This window comes from Streptomyces sp. O3 (genome assembly GCF_054788135.1).
Genome location: NZ_JBTVYK010000001.1, coordinates 149990 through 167916, shown reverse-complemented (window position 1 = coordinate 167916; position 17927 = coordinate 149990). Strand labels below are relative to the sequence as shown.

Genomic DNA, 17927 nt, shown 5'->3' with positions numbered 1-17927 from the left:
TTTTCGGCTTTCCTCACAAGGAGGGGGACACCGGTTCGGTGTCCCCCTCGTGGGCTGCTAGTCGCGGGCCGCGATCAGGTGCCGCGCGTGTTCCTGGAGCGAGCGGACGCCCACGTCGCCGTGGGTCAGCGCGTCGATGCCCTGGACGGCGGCGGCGAGCGCCTGGACCGTGGTCAGGCACGGCACGCCGCGTGCCACGGCCGCGGTGCGGATGTCGTAGCCGTCGAGGCGGCCGCCGGTGCCGTACGGGGTGTTCACGATGAGGTCGACCTCGCCCCCGTGGATGAGCTGGACGATGGTCTTCTCGCCGTCGGGGCCCTCGCCCTCGGACTGCTTGCGCACCACGCGCGCGTTGATGCCGTTGCGCTTGAGCACTTCGGCGGTGCCGGAGGTGGCGAGCAGCTCGAAGCCGTGCGCGACCAGCTCGCGCGCCGGGAAGATCATCGAGCGCTTGTCGCGGTTGGCGACGGAGATGAAGGCCCGGCCGCCGGTGGGCAGCGGCCCGTACGCACCGGCCTGTGACTTGGCGTACGCGGTGCCGAAGACCGAGTCGATGCCCATGACCTCGCCGGTGGAGCGCATCTCCGGGCCGAGGATGGTGTCCACGCCGCGCCCGTGGATGTCGCGGAAGCGCGACCAGGGCATCACGGCTTCCTTGACGGAGATCGGCGCGTCCATCGGCAGGGTGCCGCCGTCGCCGGTCGCCGGGAGCAGGCCTTCGGCGCGCAGTTCGGCGATGGTCGCGCCCAGCGAGATCCGGGCGGCGGCCTTGGCCAGCGGCACCGCGGTCGCCTTGGAGGTGAAGGGGACGGTGCGGGAGGCGCGCGGGTTGGCTTCGAGGACGTACAGGATGTCCCCGGCCATCGCGAACTGGATGTTGATCAGTCCGCGCACGCCGACGCCCTTGGCGATGCCCTCGGTGGAGGCGCGCAGCCGCTTGACGTCGAAGCCGCCGAGGGTGATCGGGGGCAGCGCGCAGGCCGAGTCGCCGGAGTGGATGCCGGCCTCCTCGATGTGCTCCATGACGCCGCCGAGGTAGAGCTCCTCGCCGTCGTACAGGGCGTCCACGTCGATCTCGATGGCGTCGTCCAGGAAGCGGTCCACGAGCACCGGCCGTGCGGGGCTGATCTCGGTGGACTCCGCGATGTACGAGGAGAGGCGCGCCTCGTCGTACACGATCTCCATGCCGCGGCCGCCGAGCACGTACGACGGGCGGACCAGGACGGGGTAGCCGATCTCATCGGCGATGGCCTTGGCCTCGTCGAAAGCAGTCGCGGTGCCGTGCTTGGGCGCGGGCAGCCCGGCCTCGGCGAGCACCCGGCCGAAGGCGCCGCGGTCCTCGGCGGCGTGGATCGCCTCCGGCGGGGTGCCCACCACGGGCACGCCGTTGTCCTTGAGCGCCTGCGACAGGCCCAGCGGGGTCTGGCCGCCGAGCTGGACGACGACGCCCGCGAGCGGGCCCGCCTGCTGCTCGGCGTGCACGATCTCCAGGACGTCCTCGAGGGTGAGCGGCTCGAAGTACAGCCGGTCCGACGTGTCGTAGTCCGTGGAGACGGTCTCCGGGTTGCAGTTGACCATCACGGTCTCGTACCCGGCCTCGCTGAGCGCGAAGGAGGCGTGCACGCAGGAGTAGTCGAACTCGATGCCCTGGCCGATGCGGTTCGGCCCGGAGCCCAGGATGATCACCGCGGGCTTCTCGCGTGGGGCGACCTCGGTCTCCTCGTCGTAGGAGGAGTAGAAGTACGGCGTCTTCGCGGCGAACTCGGCGGCGCAGGTGTCGACCGTCTTGTAGACCGGGCGGACCCCGAGCGCCTGGCGGACCTCGCGCACCACGTCCTCGCGCAGGCCGCGGATCTCGGCGATCTGGTGGTCCGAGAAGCCGTGCCGCTTGGCCTCGGCGAGCAGGTCGGCGTCGAGGCGCTCGACCGCGGCGAGTTCGTCCGCGACCTCCTTGATCAGGAAGAGCTGGTCCACGAACCAGGGGTCGATCTTGGTCGCGTCGAAGACCTCGTCCGGGGTCGCGCCCGCGCGGATGGCCCGCATGACGAGGTTGATCCGGCCGTCGGTGGGCCGGACCGCCTCGCGCAGCAGCTCGGCCTTGTCGCCGGTCTCGCCGGTGAACGAGAACTGCGAGCCCTTCTTCTCCAGCGAGCGCAGGGCCTTCTGGAGCGCCTCGGTGAAGTTCCGGCCGATGGCCATCGCCTCACCCACCGACTTCATGGTGGTGGTCAGCGTGGCGTCCGCGGACGGGAACTTCTCGAAGGCGAAGCGCGGGGCCTTGACGACCACGTAGTCGAGGGTCGGCTCGAACGATGCCGGGGTCTTCTCGGTGATGTCGTTCGGGATCTCGTCGAGCGTGTAGCCGACGGCCAGCTTGGCGGCGATCTTCGCGATCGGGAAGCCGGTGGCCTTGGACGCCAGCGCGGAGGACCGGGACACGCGCGGGTTCATCTCGATGACGATGACCCGGCCGTCCTCGGGGTCGACGGCGAACTGGATGTTGCAGCCGCCGGTGTCCACGCCGACCTCGCGGATGATCGCGATGCCGACGTCGCGCAGCCGCTGGTACTCGCGGTCGGTGAGCGTCATCGCCGGGGCGACGGTGATCGAGTCGCCGGTGTGCACGCCCATCGGGTCGAAGTTCTCGATGGAGCAGACGACCACGACGTTGTCGTTCTTGTCGCGCATCAGCTCCAGCTCGTACTCCTTCCAGCCGAGGATGGACTCCTCCAGGAGCACCTCGGTGGTCGGCGAGAGGGTGAGGCCCTGTCCGGCGATCCGGCGCAGCTCGTCCTCGTCGTGGGCGAAGCCTGACCCGGCGCCGCCCATGGTGAAGGACGGGCGGACGACGACGGGGTAGCCGCCGAGCGTGTCCACGCCCGCGATGACCTCGTCCATGGTGTGGCAGATCACCGAGCGGGCGGACTCGCCGTGGCCGATCTTGGCGTTGACGGCCTCGACGACCTCCTTGAACAGGTCGCGGTCCTCGCCCTTGTTGATCGCCTCGACGTTGGCGCCGATGAGCTCGACGTCGTACTTCTCCAGGGTCCCGGACTCGTGCAGCGAGATCGCGGTGTTCAGCGCGGTCTGGCCGCCGAGGGTCGGCAGCAGCGCGTCCGGGCGCTCCTTGGCGATGATCTTCTCGACGAACTCGGGGGTGATCGGCTCGACGTAGGTGGCGTCGGCGATCTCCGGGTCGGTCATGATCGTCGCCGGGTTGGAGTTGACCAGGATGACGCGCAGGCCCTCGGCCTTGAGAACGCGGCAGGCCTGGGTGCCGGAGTAGTCGAACTCCGCGGCCTGGCCGATGACGATCGGGCCCGAGCCGATGACCAGGACGGACTGGATATCGGTGCGCTTAGGCACGCTGGGCCTCCATGAGCTGAGTGAAGCGGTCGAACAGGTAGGCGGCGTCGTGCGGGCCCGCGGCCGCCTCGGGGTGGTACTGGACGCTGAAGGCGGGCTGGTCGAGCAGCCGCAGGCCCTCTACGACGTCGTCGTTGAGGCAGACGTGGGAGACCTCGGCGCGGCCGTAGGGGGTCTCGGAGATCTTGTCGAGGGGCGCGTCGACGGCGAAGCCGTGGTTGTGGGCGGTCACCTCGACCTTGCCCGTCGTACGGTCCTGGACGGGCTGGTTGATGCCGCGGTGGCCGTACTTCAGCTTGAAGGTGCCGAAGCCGAGCGCGCGGCCCAGGATCTGGTTGCCGAAGCAGATGCCGAACAGCGGCGTCTTGCGCTCCAGGACGCCGCGCATGACGGAGACCGGGTGGTCGGCGGTGGCGGGGTCGCCGGGGCCGTTGGAGAAGAACACGCCGTCCGGGTTGACCGCGTACACGTCGTCGAGGGTCGCGGTGGCGGGCAGGACGTGCACCTCGATGCCGCGCTCGGCCATGCGGTGCGGGGTCATGCCCTTGATGCCGAGGTCGACGGCGGCGACGGTGAACTTCTTGGCGCCGATGGCGGGGACGACGTACGGCTCCTTGGTGGCGACCTCGGCGGAGAGGTCGGCGCCCTTCATCTCGGCGGCCTGGCGGACCTCGGCGAGCATGGTGCCCGCGTCCGGCAGGGCGTTGCCGGAGAAGATCCCGACGCGCATGGCGCCGCGCTCGCGCAGGTGGCGGGTGAGCGCGCGGGTGTCGACGCCGCTGATGCCGACGACGCCCTGGTGGACCAGCTCCTCGTCCAGCGAGCGCTGGGAGCGCCAGTTGGACGTCACGCGCGCGGGGTCGCGGACGACGTACCCGGAGACCCAGATGCGCGAGGACTCGGGGTCCTCGTCGTTGACGCCGGTGTTGCCGATGTGCGGGGCGGTCATCACGACGACCTGGCGGTGGTACGAGGGGTCGGTGAGGGTCTCCTGGTAGCCGGTCATGCCGGTGGAGAAGACGGCCTCACCGAAGGTGTGCCCCACGGCCCCGTAGGCGCGGCCGCGGAACATCCGGCCGTCCTCCAGGACGAGTACGGCGGGAACCCTGGCGGTTCCCCTGGTGGAGGTCGTCATCGTGCGGCGCCTTCCGTCGTGTTCGGGTGGTTCTGGTTCATGGAGTTGATGGCCTCGACCCAGGCCGTGTGCTCGGCGGCGTGGTCGGAGCGGAAGCCGGAGTCGAGCAGCTTGCCGCCGTGCGCCCAGGTGACGACGAGCAGGCCGCCCTCGGCGAGCACCTTGCCCGCGATGCCCTTGTCGAGCCGGGCCTCGCGCAGCTCCGCCGCCGGGACGAAGAAGTCCCCGGCGCCGGGGCGTACGACGGTCAGACCGGCGTCGGTGAGCGTCAGCTCGGCGCGGCTGCGGGCGCCGAGCCCGTGGGCCACGATCCGGTCGAGCCACTGCCCGGCCGTGGTCGAGCCGTGGTATCGGCCGCTCATGCTCAGTCTCGCCGGGCCGGGCTCGGTCGGCGCGGTGGGGAGCTCCGGAAGGTCGCCCTGGAGGGTGCCGCGCCACTTCCAGCCCTGGCGCATCAGCCAGTAGACGAGTGCGACGAACAGCGCGAGGCCGACCAGCCAGCCGATCCGCGCGGCCCAGTCGGTCACCTCCGCCGACTTCTGCTCCGCCGCGAGGGCGAGCAGCGGGTTGTCGCCCAGTGGGGCGTTGCTCAGTGGGATGTTGCTCAGAAGTGTCACGCCAGCTTCCCGTCCACGACCGTCGCGCGGCCCCGCAGGAAGGTGTGGGTGACGCGCCCCGGCAGCTCGCGGCCCTCGTAGGGGGTGTTACGGCTGCGGGAGGCGAAGCCCGCGGGGTCCACGGCACCACGGTAGGCCGGATCGACCAGCGTGAGGTTGGCGGGCTCACCTGCCGAGACGGGGCGTCCGTGGCCGTCCAGGCGGCCGATCCGCGCCGGGTTGACGGACATCCGCTCGGCTACGCCCGCCCAGTCGAGCAGCCCGGTGTCGACCATGGTGTGCTGCACGACGGAGAGCGCGGTCTCCAGGCCGACCATGCCCATGGCGGCGGCGGCCCACTCGCAGTCCTTGTCCTCGCGCGGGTGCGGGGCGTGGTCGGTGGCGACGATGTCGATGGTGCCGTCGGCGAGCGCCTCGCGCAGCGCCATGACGTCCGCCTGGGTGCGCAGCGGCGGGTTCACCTTGTACACCGGGTTGTACGAGCGGACCAGCTCGTCGGTGAGCAGCAGGTGGTGCGGGGTGACCTCGGCGGTGACGTCGATGCCCTTGGCCTTGGCCCAGCGCACGATCTCGACCGAGCCCGCGGTCGAGAGGTGGCAGATGTGCACGCGGGAGCCGACGTGCTCGGCGAGCAGCACATCGCGCGCGATGACCGACTCCTCGGCGACGGCGGGCCAGCCGCCCAGGCCCAGTTCGGCGGAGACCACGCCCTCGTTCATCTGGGCGCCCTCGGTGAGCCGGGGCTCCTGCGCGTGCTGGGCGACCACGCCGTCGAAGGCCTTCACATACTCCAGGGCGCGGCGCATGATCACGGCGTCGTCGACGCACTTGCCGTCGTCGGAGAAGACCACCACGCCGGCGGCCGACTCGTGCATGGCGCCCAGCTCGGCGAGCTGCTTGCCCTCCAGGCCGACGGTGACGGCGCCGACGGGCTGTACGTCGCAGTAGCCGGACTCGCGGCCGAGCCGCCAGACCTGCTCGACGACGCCGGCGGTGTCGGCGACCGGGAAGGTGTTGGCCATGGCGTGTACGGCGGTCCAGCCGCCCTTGGCGGCGGCCTTGGTGCCGGTGAGGACGGTCTCGGAGTCCTCGCGGCCGGGCTCGCGCAGGTGGGTGTGCAGGTCGACCAGGCCCGGCAGCAGGATCTGCCCGTCCGCCTCCGTCACTTGCGCGCCGTCCGCGCTCAGCCCCTCGCCTACGGCCGCGATGGTCTCGCCGTCGATCAGGACGTCCTGCGGTGCGCCGCCCAGGACCTTCGCACCACGGATCAGGATCTTGCTCATGGTTACTTGCTCTCCTCGGTACGCGCGTGGGTGACGGCGGGCTCGTTGCCGCCCAGAAGCAGATACAGGACCGCCATCCGGATCGAGACGCCGTTGGCGACCTGCTCGACGGCGGTGCAGCGGTCGGAGTCGGCGACCTCCGCGGTGATCTCCATGCCGCGGACCATCGGGCCGGGGTGCATCACGAGGGCGTGCTCGGGCATTCTCGCCATGCGCTCGCCGTCGAGCCCGTACCGGCGCGCGTACTCGCGCTCGGTCGGGAAGTAGGCGGCGTTCATGCGCTCGCGCTGCACGCGCAGCATCATCACCGCGTCGGACTTGGCCAGCACCCGGTCCAGGTCGTAGCTGACCTCGCACGGCCAGGTGTCCACGCCGACCGGCACGAGGGTGGGCGGGGCGACGAGGGTGACCTCGGCGCCGAGTGTGTGCAGCAGGTCGACGTTGGAGCGGGCGACCCGGCTGTGCAGGACGTCGCCGACGACGGTGATGCGGCGCCCGGACAGGTCCTGGCCGAGGCCCGCGTCCCGGCCGACCAGGCGGCGGCGCATGGTGAAGGCGTCGAGCAGGGCCTGGGTGGGGTGCTGGTGGGTGCCGTCCCCGGCGTTGATCACGGCGGCGTCGATCCAGCCGGAGTTCGCCAGGGTGTACGGGGCGCCGGACGCCCCGTGCCGGATGACGACGGCGTCCACGCCCATCGCCTCCAGGGTCTGGGCGGTGTCCTTCAGGGACTCGCCCTTGGAGACGCTGGAGCCCTTGGCGGTGAAGTTGATGACATCGGCGGACAGCCGCTTCTCGGCCGCCTCGAAGGAGATCCGGGTGCGGGTCGAGTCCTCGAAGAAGAGGTTGACGACGGTACGGCCCCGCAGGGTCGGGAGTTTCTTGATCGGCCGGTCGGCGACTCGGGCCATCTCCTCGGCGGTGTCGAGGATCAGGACGGCGTCGTCGCGGGTGAGGTCGGCGGCCGAGATGAGGTGACGCATCATCGGGATGACTCCATGGGGAATCTGGAGGTTTCGGGCATGCGGGCGCGCAGCGGCGCTGGGCGGGCGGTGTACGCCCCGAGGGCACGCGGGCCCCGAGGGGGGCATGGTCCCGCCGGGGGCGTGCGCCTGAGCGCTACTGTTCGCCAGCCGGAGCGGTCCGCCGGTCGCCGAGCAGCACGGTGTCGCGACCGTCCTCCTCGGCGAGCTGGACCTTGACCGTCTCCCGCAGCGACGTGGGGAGGTTCTTGCCGACGTAGTCGGCGCGGATGGGGAGTTCGCGGTGGCCGCGGTCGACCAGGACCGCGAGCTGCACGGCGCGCGGCCGCCCGATGTCGTTCAGGGCGTCGAGCGCGGCGCGGATGGTGCGGCCGGAGAAGAGCACGTCGTCGACGAGGACGACGAGCTTGCCGTCGATGCCTTCGGCGGGGATCTCGGTGCGGGCCAGCGCGCGCGGCGGGTGCATGCGCAGGTCGTCGCGGTACATCGTGATGTCGAGCGAGCCGACCGGAACGGCGGCGCGGCCGGTGATCTCCGCGAGCTTGGCGGCGAGCCGTTGGGCGAGGAAGACGCCGCGGGTCGGAATGCCGAGCAGCACCACGTCGTCGGCGCCCTTGGCGCGTTCGACGATTTCGTGGGCGATGCGGGTCAGCGCCCGTGCGATGTCGGGGCCCTCGAGAACTGGGCGTGCGACATCGGGGTTTTTCGTGTCCATTGGAAACGGACCTCCTTCTCCGCCTCACGGGACGGACCTTAAAGGACGTCTGGATTGCGCCACACAGCGTATCAGGAGACGGCAACACCGCAGATCACCCCCCTCGTAAGGGGCGGTACAGACCATTCAGCTTGACGCATCCAAGTAACGCTGCGTAACCTCACAGTGAGTTACCAGCCACGCGGCGCAGCCGCGAATTGTTCCAGCGTCCGGGGAGCCATATGTCCAGCGAATACGCCAAACAGCTCGGGGCCAAGCTCCGGGCCATCCGCACCCAGCAGGGCCTTTCCCTCCACGGTGTCGAGGAGAAGTCCCAGGGACGCTGGAAGGCGGTCGTGGTCGGTTCGTACGAGCGCGGCGACCGTGCCGTCACCGTGCAGCGGCTCGCCGAGCTGGCCGACTTCTATGGCGTCCCAGTGCAGGAGCTGCTGCCGGGCACGACGCCGGGCGGGGCCGCCGAGCCGCCGCCGAAGCTCGTACTCGACCTGGAGCGCCTCGCGCACGTCCCGCCGGAGAAGGCCGGGCCGCTCCAGCGTTACGCCGCCACCATCCAGTCCCAGCGCGGCGACTACAACGGCAAGGTGCTGTCGATCCGCCAGGACGACCTGCGCACCCTCGCCGTGATCTATGACCAGTCGCCGTCGGTGCTCACCGAGCAGCTGATCAGCTGGGGCGTCCTGGACGCGGACGCGCGCCGGGCCGTGGGCCACGACGAGCTCTGACGGCTGGGCCGGACGGCCCGCGCACACCAGCAGAAACGTACCGCCCGTGTCGGGAGCCGAGAGGCTCCCGACACGGGCGGTTTCGGTCGCACGCGACCGCGGGCCGTGACCCGCGGCGCACATGACCACGGGCCCGTCACACGCCGCGTGCGTGTGACGGGCCCGTGGTCTGTTTCCGGTGACCGGGGACGGCTCTCAGGCGGCCGGGGAAGGTCTCAGGGTCTTCAGGCCTGTCCGTCCCGTCGCAGGGTCGGCTTGAGGTCCTTGAAGCGGCCGAGCAGGCCGTTCACAAAGGCCGGTGAGTCATCCGTGGAGAACTCCTTGGCCAACTGCACCGCCTCGTCCATCGCCACCGCGTCCGGCGTCTCGTCCACCCAGATCAGCTCGAAGGCGCCGAGCCGCAGGATGTTCCGGTCCACCACCGGCATCCGGTCGAGCGTCCACCCCACGGCGTACTGTGAGATCAGCTCGTCGATCCGGGCCGCGCGGCCCGCGTAGCCCTCGACCAGCTGCATGGTGTACTCGCTGACCGGCGGCTGCCGGGTGTCGGTCCGCGCGTGCCGCATCCAGTCGGCCAGCACCGTCACGACGTCGGTACCGCGCTGGTCGGCTTCGAAGAGGATCTGGAAGGCGCGCTTACGGGCCGTGTTACGAGCAGCCACGGTTAGCTGTTCACCCGGCCGAGGTAGTCGCCGGTGCGGGTGTCGACCTTGATCTTCTCACCGGTGGTGATGAAGAGCGGGACCTGGATCTCGAAGTCGGTCTCCAGCGTGGCGGGCTTGGTGCCGCCGGTGGAGCGGTCGCCCTGGACGCCCGGCTCGGTCTCCTTGATGACGAGCTCGACCGCGGCGGGCATCTCGACGTAGAGCACCTCGCCCTCATGCTGCGCGACCGTGGCGGTGAAGCCTTCGATCAGGTAGTTGGCGGCGTCGCCGACGGCCTTGCGGTCGACGTGCAGCTGGTCGTACGTCTCCATGTCCATGAAGACGAAGTAGTCGCCGTCCATGTACGAGAACTGCATGTCGCGCTTGTCGACAGTGGCCGTCTCGACCTTGACGCCGGCGTTGAAGGTCTTGTCGACCACCTTGCCGGAGAGCACGTTCTTGAGCTTGGTGCGCACGAAAGCCGGGCCCTTGCCGGGCTTGACGTGCTGGAACTCGACGACGGACCACAGCTGGCCGCCGTCGAGCTTGAGCACCATGCCGTTCTTGAGGTCGTTCGTGGAAGCCACGGTTGCGGAATCTCCTGGACTGAAGCTGGTGGGACCGAGGGTGCGCGCCTCAGCGGGGCTAGAGCGCGAGCAGCTCCTTGGTCGTAATGGTGAGTAGCTCGGGTCCGCCGTCCGCCTCGGGGCGCACGACGAGCGTGTCATCGATCCGGACACCGCCCCGGCCCGGAAGGTGGACCCCCGGTTCGACGGTGACCGGCACACAAGCGTCCAGTTTACCCATGGCCGAAGGGGCCAACTGCGGGTCCTCGTCGATTTCGAGTCCCACACCGTGCCCGGTGGTCTCCCCGATGCCCTCCGGACAGCCCGCGGAGTCGAGTACCTGACGGGCCGCGCGGTCCACGTCGCGGCAGGCGACGCCCGGCGCCAGCGCCTCACGGCCCGCCCGTTGAGCGGCGAACACCAGGTCGTAGAGCTCGATCTGCCAGTCGGCCGGCGTCGTCCCGATGACGAACGTACGGCCGACCTCGCCGCGGTAGCCGCGGTAGACGGCGCCGAGGCACACGGAGAGGAAGTCCCCCTCCTCGACCCGCCGGTCGGTGGGCCGGTGGCCGCGGCGGCCCGCGTGCGGCCCGGCGGCGACCGAGGTGGGGAAGGCCGGGCCGTCGGCGCCGTGGTCGACCAGACGCCGCTCCAGTTCCAGCGCGAGGTGCCGCTCGGTGCGGCCGACGAGGATCGACTCAAGGAGTTCGCCGAGTGCCTGGTCGGCGATCTCGGCGGCGATCCGCAGACAGGAGATCTCCTCGTCGTCCTTGACCAGCCGCAGCTGCTCGACGGCGCGGCCCAGGTTCTCCAGGCGGGTCCGGGGTGCGACGGAACCCAGCGCCCGGTGGCGGGCGACCGTCAGATGGTGCTCCTCGACCGCCAGCGACTCGACGCCCCGCGCGCCGGCGAGGTCGGCGGCCGCGACGGCCGGGTCGCCGCCCGGACCGGGCAGGACATGAAGCCGCAGCGCTTCGTCGGGGCGTCCCTCGGCGGACTCTCCGGACAGCGGCCGCTCACACACCAGGAGGTCGCCGCCGGGAGCGAGCAGCACGACGGCGGACGGCGGCGCCGTACCCGTGAGGTAACGGACATTGGCGGGCCGGGAGATCACCGCGGCCGCGCTGCCGCCGGCCGTGTACTGCTCCCTGAGCCGCTCACGGCGGGCCACGTGCACCTCGGACATGCGTCGAGCCTACGAGCGGCGGCCCCCGGCGGCCGGTTCAGCGCGTCCGACCGGGCGCGTACGCCCATCCGTCCGGGTCACCCGCGGGCCGCTACCACTGGGGCGGGCTGGCGACGGCGCGGGCGAGTACCTCGTCCAGGACTCGGGCGGTGGCGGGCACGTCATAGCCGGAATTGTCGATGATCGGCAGTCCCGAGCCGTACCAGCCCGCCATCCGGCCGTGGATGCTGGCCACTTCCTCGTCGGACAGGCGGCGGTTTCCGCTGCGCTGGGCGTTGCGTTCGAGCACGATCTCCAGTCCCGGCAGCAGGACGACGGGCAGCAGCCCCGGACCCACGTGGCGCTTCCAGCCGCCGAGGCCGACGGCCGGGCGGTCCGGGAAGACGGCGTCGTCCAGGACGCAGGATATGCCGTTGGCCAGGAAGTTACGGGCGGCGAAGCCACAGGTGCGGCGGGCCAGGCGGTACTGGGCCTCGGAGTGGTCGTTCCACCCGGACTGCGGGTCGGCGAAGCCCGCGCGCACCCATTCGCGTACGTCGTCGAGGCTGATGTGGGCGGTGGGCACCCGGCGGTGGTCCGCCCAGTACTTGGCCACGGAGGTCTTGCCCGCGCCCGCGGGGCCGATGAGCAGCACCGCGAGGGTGGTCGCCCCGGTGTCCGGGGCGGCGGCGCCCGGCGGCGGGCTGGGCGCCGTGACGGGCCCGCCGGGCGGAAGCCGGACGTGCCCGGTGGCGTCCGGGGCCCGCGGCGGCGTCTGCGAGGGACCGGGGTGCGGCGGCGGCACGGGCCCCGCCGCGGCCTGGGGCGCACTCGGCGCGGGCAGGCTCGGCGGGGGCGGCGGGGCGCTTCCGATGGGCTGCTGGGGCGGCAGCGAGCCCCCCACTGCTGCGTGCTGCATCCGGTGCCACTCCGTCTCGTGCAGGGCGTCGTACAAGGCTCGTACCGGCAACGGTCCCGGCCGCGCGGTGGGCGGCGGCCAGATCCCCGGCGAACGGTACCGTCCCCGGCCGCCGTTGTGTGAACGGCCGGGGGACGGAACTAGTGCCCGCGCATACCGGACAGGCCACCCCCGGTCAGCCGGAGACCTCGCCGTAGGCGGCCAGCAGCACCGCCGGGTCGGGTCCTTCGAGCACGGTCGGCTTGCCGAGTCCGTCGAGGACGATGAAGCGCAGCAGGTCGCCGCGGGACTTCTTGTCGACCTTCATGGTCTGCAGCAGCTTCGGCCACTGGTCGTAGCGGTACGTCAGCGGCAGCCCGACGGACTCCAGGACGCTGCGGTGCCGGTCCGCGGTGGCGTCGTCGAGGCGCCCGGCGAGGCGGGCCAGTTCGGCGGCGAAGGCCATGCCGACCGAGACCGCCGCGCCGTGCCGCCACTTGTAGCGCTCGTTCTTCTCGATGGCGTGGGCCAGGGTGTGCCCGTAGTTGAGGATCTCCCGCAGCCCGGACTCCTTGAGATCGCTGGAGACCACCTCGGCCTTGACCCGGATGGAGCGTTCGATCAGTTCCGCGGTGTGCGGTCCCGCGGGGGTGCGCGCCGCGTCCGGGTCCGCCTCGATCAGGTCGAGGATCACCGGGTCGGCGATGAAGCCCGCCTTGATGATCTCGGCGAGTCCCGAGACGTAGTCGTTGACCGGCAGCGAGTCCAGCGCGGCCAGGTCGCACAGCACCCCGGCGGGCGGGTGGAAGGCGCCGACGAGGTTCTTGCCCTCGGCGGTGTTGATGCCGGTCTTGCCGCCGACCGCGGCGTCCACCATGGCGAGCACGGTGGTCGGTACGGCGATCCAGCGCACTCCGCGCAGCCAGGTCGCCGCCACGAACCCGGCCAGGTCCGTGGTGGCGCCGCCGCCGACGCCGACCACGACGTCGGTCCGGGTGAACCCGGACTGGCCGAGCGCCTTCCAGCAGTACGCGGCGACCTCGGCGGTCTTGGCCTCCTCGGCGTTCGGCACCTGGATGGCGACCGCCTCGTAGCCCTGGTCGGCCAGGTCGGCGCGCAGCGCCTCGCCGGTCTCCGCCAGCGCCTCCGGGTGGATCACCGCCACGCGCTTGGCCTGGCCGCCGATCAGCCGGCCGAGCTCGCCCAGCAGCTGCCGTCCCACCAGTACGTCGTACGCGTCGGTGCCCGCCGAGGCGCCGACGTGGATGCGGGTGGGTGACTGCTCCGTCATGCTTCCTTCAACTCCAGTGCGTCCAGGACCGCTCGGGCGACCTGTTCGGGGGTGCGGTCGTCGGTGCTGACGACGGCGCGGGCGACCTCGGTGTACAGCTCGCGGCGGGCCTCCATCAGCTCGCGCCACTGCTTGCGCGGGTTGACGGCGAGCAGCGGGCGGGCGACGTTCAGGCCGGTCCGCTTGACCGCCTCGTCCACGCCCATCGTCAGATAGACGACCCGGTGCTCGGCCAGCAGGGCACGCGTGGACGCGTCCAGCACCGCGCCGCCGCCGAGCGCCAGGACGCCGTCGTGTTCGGCGAGCGCCGTGCGTACCGCCGTCCGCTCCAGCTCGCGGAAGTGCGGCTCGCCCTCCTCGACGAAGATGTCCGAGATCTCCCGCCCCTGGGCGGCGACGATATCGGCGTCGCTGTCCCGGAAGGAGGTGTGCAGCCGCTCGGCGAGCAGGGCGCCCACCGTCGACTTGCCGACCCCCATCGGGCCGACCAGGACGAGAACCGGCCCGCTCATCGGATCTGCAGGTGGTCGAGGTAGGACTCGACGTTGCGGCGGGTCTCGGCGACGCTGTCGCCGCCGAACTTCTCCGCGACCGCGTCCGCGAGCACCAGCGCGACCATCGCCTCGGCCACGATCCCGGCCGCGGGCACCGCGCACACGTCCGAGCGCTGGTGGTGCGCCTTGGCCGCCTCGCCCGTGGTCACGTCGATGGTGGCGAGCGCCTTCGGCACGGTCGCGATCGGCTTCATCGCGGCCCGTACGCGCAGCAGTTCGCCGGTGGTCAGGCCGCCCTCGGTGCCGCCGGAGCGGCCGGACGTACGCTTCACGCCCTCATCCGTGGCCACGATCTCGTCGTGCGCCTTGGAGCCGGGCACCCTCGCCAGGTCGAAGCCGTCCCCGACCTCGACGCCCTTGATCGCCTGGATGCCCATCAGGGCGGCGGCCAGCCGGGCGTCCAGCCTGCGGTCCCAGTGCACATGCGAGCCGAGGCCCACCGGCACGCCGTACGCCAGCACCTCGACGACGCCGCCGAGCGTGTCGCCGTCCTTGTGAGCCTGGTCGATCTCGGCGACCATCGCCTTGGAGGCGTCCGCGTCCAGGCAGCGCACCGGGTCGGCGTCCAGCTTCTCGACGTCGGCGGGGGTCGGGTACACGCCGTAGGGGGCCTTGGCCGCGGCGAGCTCGACGACGTGCGAGACGATCTCGATCCCGGCCGTCTCCTTGAGGTACGAACGCGCCACCACGCCGAGCGCGACGCGCGCGGCCGTCTCACGGGCGCTCGCCCGCTCCAGGACGGGCCGGGCCTCGTCGAAGCCGTACTTCTGCATGCCCGCCAGGTCCGCGTGGCCGGGGCGCGGCCGGGTCAGCGGCGCGTTGCGCGCCAGCTCGGCCAGCTCGGCCGGGTCCACCGGGTCGGCCGCCATGACCCGTTCCCACTTGGGCCACTCGGTGTTGCCCACCATGACCGCCACCGGCGACCCCATGGACAGTCCGTGCCGGACCCCGCCGATGAAGGTGACCTCGTCCCGCTCGAACTTCATCCGCGCACCGCGGCCGTAGCCCAGACGCCGCCTGGCCAGCGCGTCCGCCACCATGTCCGTGGTGATCGGCACGCCGGCGGGCAGTCCCTCCAGCGTCGCCACGAGTGCGGGCCCGTGGGACTCCCCCGCGGTCAGCCAACGCAACCTGCTCAACGGTGCTCCTCATGCTCGCGCCTGCCACTGCGACGGCAGGGCCGGGTGCGCGGCCCTGGCCCGCCTGCCTAGATCCTCCCACGCCCGGCGGCCGATCCCGGCAGAGGTCCAGCAAGCGGGACGCACCGCCCCGGTCCGGCCGGTCCCGTCGGCCTTCCGGCCCGCTCGGGATGTGCCACGGTCAGCGGGACGCGAGCGCTCGTTCCCCCGCCTTGCGCATGGCCTCCAGCGGCGCGGGGCGGTGTCCTGTCATCTGCTCGACCTGGAGTACGGCCTGGTGGACGAGCAGGTCGAGGCCGCTGACCACCGCGCCGCCGAACATCGACCAGCGCGCGGCGAGCTCGGTGGGCCACGGGTCGTAGAGCACGTCGAACAGGGTTCCCGGACGCTCCGGCACGGCGGTGGCGAGGCCGTCCGTCGTCCCCGCGGGCGTGGTCGCGACGACGAGCGGCGCGCTGAGCGCCTTGGCCGCGTCGGACCAGTCCGCGGTGCGCACCTCCACGTCCAGCCGCTCGCCCCACTGCCGCATCTCGGCGGCGCGCGCCTCGCTGCGTACGTAGGCGACGATCTCGCCCGCGCAGATCCGCGACAGCGCGGCCAGCGCCGACGACGCGGTGGCGCCCGCGCCCAGGATCGCGGCGGACTCGACCTGCTCGACGCCCCGTTCGCGCAGGGCGGCGACCATGCCGGGGATGTCGGTGTTGTCGCCGACACGCCGGCCGTCGGCGGTGCGGACGACCGTGTTCACGGCCTCGACCGACGCGGCCGTCTCGCTGATCTCGTCGAGCAGCGGGATCACCGCGCGCTTGAGCGGCATGGTCAGCGAGAGCCCCGCCCACTCGGGCCCGAGGCCGCCGACGAAGCCGGGCAGCGCCGCCTCGTCCACCTCGAAGCTGTCGTACGACCAGTCCCGCAGGCCCAGTTCCGCGTACGCGGCGCGGTGCAGGACCGGGGACAGCGAGTGGGCGATGGGCGAGCCGAGTACGGCGGCCCGCCGCGCGGTCGTCGGCTCAGTCACCCTTGCTCCTTTGGCTGTTGCGCTGGTTCACGAGCTTCTCGTGCTCGGCGAGCGTCTTGGTGAACTGGGTGGACTTGTCGTCGAGGGAGATGAAGAACATCCACCCGCCGCTGTCCGGACTGACCGCCGCCTTCAGCGCGTCCGCACCCGGATTGCCGATCGGTCCCGGCGGCAGACCCCGGTGGTAGTACGTGTTGTACGGGTCGCTGTCGTTGCGGATCTCCGCGATCGGGATGTCGGTCTCGCTCGCGTTCTTCAGGTAGTTGTACGCGGAGTCGAACTCGAGTTTCTGGTTGGTGACCGTGTTGGTCGGCTTGAGCCGGTTGTAGACGACCGCGGCCATCTTGGTGAAGTCGTCATGGCTCCTGCCCTCGGCCTGGGCGAGGCTGGCGACCGTGACGACCTGGAGCGGGTCCTTCAGCTTCAGTTCCTTCACCTTGGCCGCGAGGCCGTACTTGTCGTACTCGGCGCTGGCCCTGGCGACCATCTGCTTCAGGACGTCCTCGGTCTTCATGCCCTTGGCGACCGGGTAGCTGGAGGGGTAGAGGAAACCTTCGAGCGGGTCCTTCACCTCGCTCGCGGGCTTCGCGGCCCAGTCGGGAAGGCCGAGCCTCATCCAGTTCTCCTCGGCGTACTTCGCCGTGGTGCCCTTTGGCTGCTCCAGCCGCTTGTCGATCTGCTCGTAGACCCAGACGTTGCGGCGGCCCTCCTGGATGATGAGGTTGGCGCGGCTCTTGGGGTCGAGCATGAGTTCTACCGCGCTCTTGCCCGACATCTGCTTGTTGAGCGTGTAGACGCCCGCCTGGATGGACAGGCCCTTGGGGTTCTTGCCCTGTGCCGCGACGAACGCGTCGACGCTCTTGACGACGCCTTCCTTCTTGAGGAGGCTGCCGATCTGGTTGCCGCCCGCGCCCTTGGGGATGGTGACGGTGACCTGCTCGGCGCTTCCGTCGCCCGCGTAGTCCTCGGCCGGGCCGAACCGGTCCTCGTAGAACTGCATGCCGAAGTAGACGACACCGCCGAACCCGCCCAGCAGGACCGCGGCCACCACCAGGCAGGCCAGGCCGCTGCGGCGTTTTCTGCCCTTGCCCCGGCGGTCGCCGCGGCCGCGCCGCGCGTCCTGCGGGGCGTCATCGGCGGCGCCGGGGTCGTCGGTGTCGTCGTATCCGCCGTATCCCTCGGATCCGTCGTCGTACGTATCGTCGTTCGCGTCGTCGCCCCGGTCGTCCCGGTCGCCCGCGAAGAACGCGTGCTCGCCCTGATCGGGCCCCGGATCCCACTCGGAGTGCCGCGGGGGCGCCTCGCGGCGCTGGTCCGGGGGCCGGGGGGGCGGGTAGGCGTCCTGGGTGCCGTAGTAGTCGGGCTGCTGCTGGCCACCGTAGCCGGGCTGCTGGTCCGCGTACGGGTCGGGGTTCGTCCCGTACTCCGGACCCTGGCCGGTGTCCCAGGCTCCGGGATAGTCGTACCCCGGATATCCGCCCTGGTCCTGCTGGCCGCCGTACGCCTGTGCGCCGTCGTGGTAGCCCGGACCGCCGTCGTACGCGGGCTGCCCGCCGTACGGGTACGGGGCCTGCTGGCCGCCGTACTCCTGGTAACCGCCGTATCCCTGCTGGCCGTCGTACGGGGCCTGCTGAGGCTGCTGCGACTGCTGCTGCGGGTAGTGCTGCGGCTGGCCGCCGTACGGACCGTGACTGGCGGCGGTCTCCTGTCCTGCCCATCCCTGGTCCCCGTGCAACGGGTCCTCGGGATGCCACGGTTCAAAGCCGTGGCCTTGGCCATACTCAGTCATCGGTCCCCTACGAGCCGCGAGGCGGCGGCCGCCTGGCACGGGTGC

16 protein-coding genes are annotated in these 17927 nt (G+C 71.4%); 1 reads left to right on the top strand and 15 read right to left on the bottom strand.

The window, feature by feature from the left end:
* Positions 1-57: 57 nt before the first annotated feature.
* The 6 genes from carB to pyrR all read right to left on the bottom strand — a co-directional run bounded on the left by carB (position 58) and on the right by pyrR (position 8096).
* Positions 58-3366 (bottom strand): carbamoyl-phosphate synthase large subunit, encoded by a 3309-nt coding sequence (gene carB, locus ACX6XY_RS00820; RefSeq protein ID WP_460325138.1) that lies wholly within the window; start codon positions 3364-3366, stop codon positions 58-60.
* On the bottom strand, positions 3359-4501 hold the full coding sequence (gene carA / locus ACX6XY_RS00815) for a glutamine-hydrolyzing carbamoyl-phosphate synthase small subunit (protein WP_460325136.1): 1143 nt from the start codon (positions 4499-4501) through the stop codon (positions 3359-3361). Before carA ends, carB begins: the two co-directional genes overlap by 8 nt.
* Positions 4498-5109, bottom strand: coding sequence for a PH-like domain-containing protein (locus tag ACX6XY_RS00810; RefSeq protein WP_460325330.1), 612 nt, complete (start codon positions 5107-5109; stop codon positions 4498-4500). Before ACX6XY_RS00810 ends, carA begins: the two co-directional genes overlap by 4 nt.
* A 5-nt stretch (positions 5110-5114) precedes the next feature.
* Positions 5115-6401 (bottom strand): dihydroorotase, encoded by a 1287-nt coding sequence (locus tag ACX6XY_RS00805; RefSeq protein ID WP_460325134.1) that lies wholly within the window; start codon positions 6399-6401, stop codon positions 5115-5117.
* A 2-nt stretch (positions 6402-6403) separates the two neighbouring features.
* On the bottom strand, positions 6404-7384 hold the full coding sequence (locus ACX6XY_RS00800; protein ID WP_460325132.1) for an aspartate carbamoyltransferase catalytic subunit: 981 nt from the start codon (positions 7382-7384) through the stop codon (positions 6404-6406).
* 133 nt (positions 7385-7517) lie between these two features.
* Entirely contained in the window at positions 7518-8096 is a 579-nt protein-coding gene (gene pyrR, locus ACX6XY_RS00795) for a bifunctional pyr operon transcriptional regulator/uracil phosphoribosyltransferase PyrR (RefSeq protein WP_460325130.1), read from the bottom strand.
* Positions 8097-8317: 221 nt separating this feature from the next.
* Here pyrR and bldD point away from each other — a divergent pair, with 221 nt between their 5' ends.
* Positions 8318-8818 carry a transcriptional regulator BldD gene (bldD, locus tag ACX6XY_RS00790; RefSeq protein ID WP_156721476.1) on the top strand — a complete coding sequence of 167 codons (501 nt, stop codon included), beginning with the start codon at positions 8318-8320 and terminating at the stop codon, positions 8816-8818.
* 224 nt (positions 8819-9042) lie between these two features.
* Here bldD and nusB read toward each other — a convergent pair whose 3' ends face one another.
* The 9 genes from nusB to mltG all read right to left on the bottom strand — a co-directional run bounded on the left by nusB (position 9043) and on the right by mltG (position 17882).
* Complete coding sequence (gene nusB / locus ACX6XY_RS00785; RefSeq protein ID WP_460325128.1) at positions 9043-9480, bottom strand: transcription antitermination factor NusB; 438 nt, start codon at positions 9478-9480, stop codon at positions 9043-9045.
* 2 nt (positions 9481-9482) lie between these two features.
* The gene (gene efp, locus ACX6XY_RS00780; RefSeq protein ID WP_460325126.1) at positions 9483-10049 is read right to left on the bottom strand and encodes an elongation factor P; all 567 of its coding nucleotides are present in this window, start codon (positions 10047-10049) and stop codon (positions 9483-9485) included.
* Between the two features lie 58 nt (positions 10050-10107).
* Positions 10108-11214, bottom strand: coding sequence for an aminopeptidase P family protein (locus tag ACX6XY_RS00775; RefSeq protein ID WP_460325124.1), 1107 nt, complete (start codon positions 11212-11214; stop codon positions 10108-10110).
* A gap of 91 nt (positions 11215-11305) precedes the next feature.
* Positions 11306-12112 (bottom strand): AAA family ATPase, encoded by an 807-nt coding sequence (locus tag ACX6XY_RS00770; protein ID WP_460325122.1) that lies wholly within the window; start codon positions 12110-12112, stop codon positions 11306-11308.
* Between the two features lie 175 nt (positions 12113-12287).
* A complete protein-coding gene (aroB, locus tag ACX6XY_RS00765) occupies positions 12288-13382 on the bottom strand; it encodes a 3-dehydroquinate synthase (RefSeq protein WP_460325120.1) in 1095 nt (364 codons plus the stop codon).
* Positions 13379-13894, bottom strand: a complete 516-nt coding sequence (locus ACX6XY_RS00760) for a shikimate kinase (protein WP_460325118.1) — start codon at positions 13892-13894, stop codon at positions 13379-13381. Before ACX6XY_RS00760 ends, aroB begins: the two co-directional genes overlap by 4 nt.
* The gene (gene aroC / locus ACX6XY_RS00755; protein WP_460325116.1) at positions 13891-15075 is read right to left on the bottom strand and encodes a chorismate synthase; all 1185 of its coding nucleotides are present in this window, start codon (positions 15073-15075) and stop codon (positions 13891-13893) included. Before aroC ends, ACX6XY_RS00760 begins: the two co-directional genes overlap by 4 nt.
* A gap of 181 nt (positions 15076-15256) precedes the next feature.
* Positions 15257-16093: a shikimate dehydrogenase gene (locus ACX6XY_RS00750; RefSeq protein ID WP_460325114.1), complete on the bottom strand. Its 837-nt coding sequence runs from the start codon at positions 16091-16093 to the stop codon at positions 15257-15259.
* Complete coding sequence (gene mltG / locus ACX6XY_RS00745; RefSeq protein WP_460325112.1) at positions 16086-17882, bottom strand: endolytic transglycosylase MltG; 1797 nt, start codon at positions 17880-17882, stop codon at positions 16086-16088. The genes ACX6XY_RS00750 and mltG overlap by 8 nt, the downstream gene beginning before the upstream one ends.
* Positions 17883-17927: the final 45 nt, after the last annotated feature.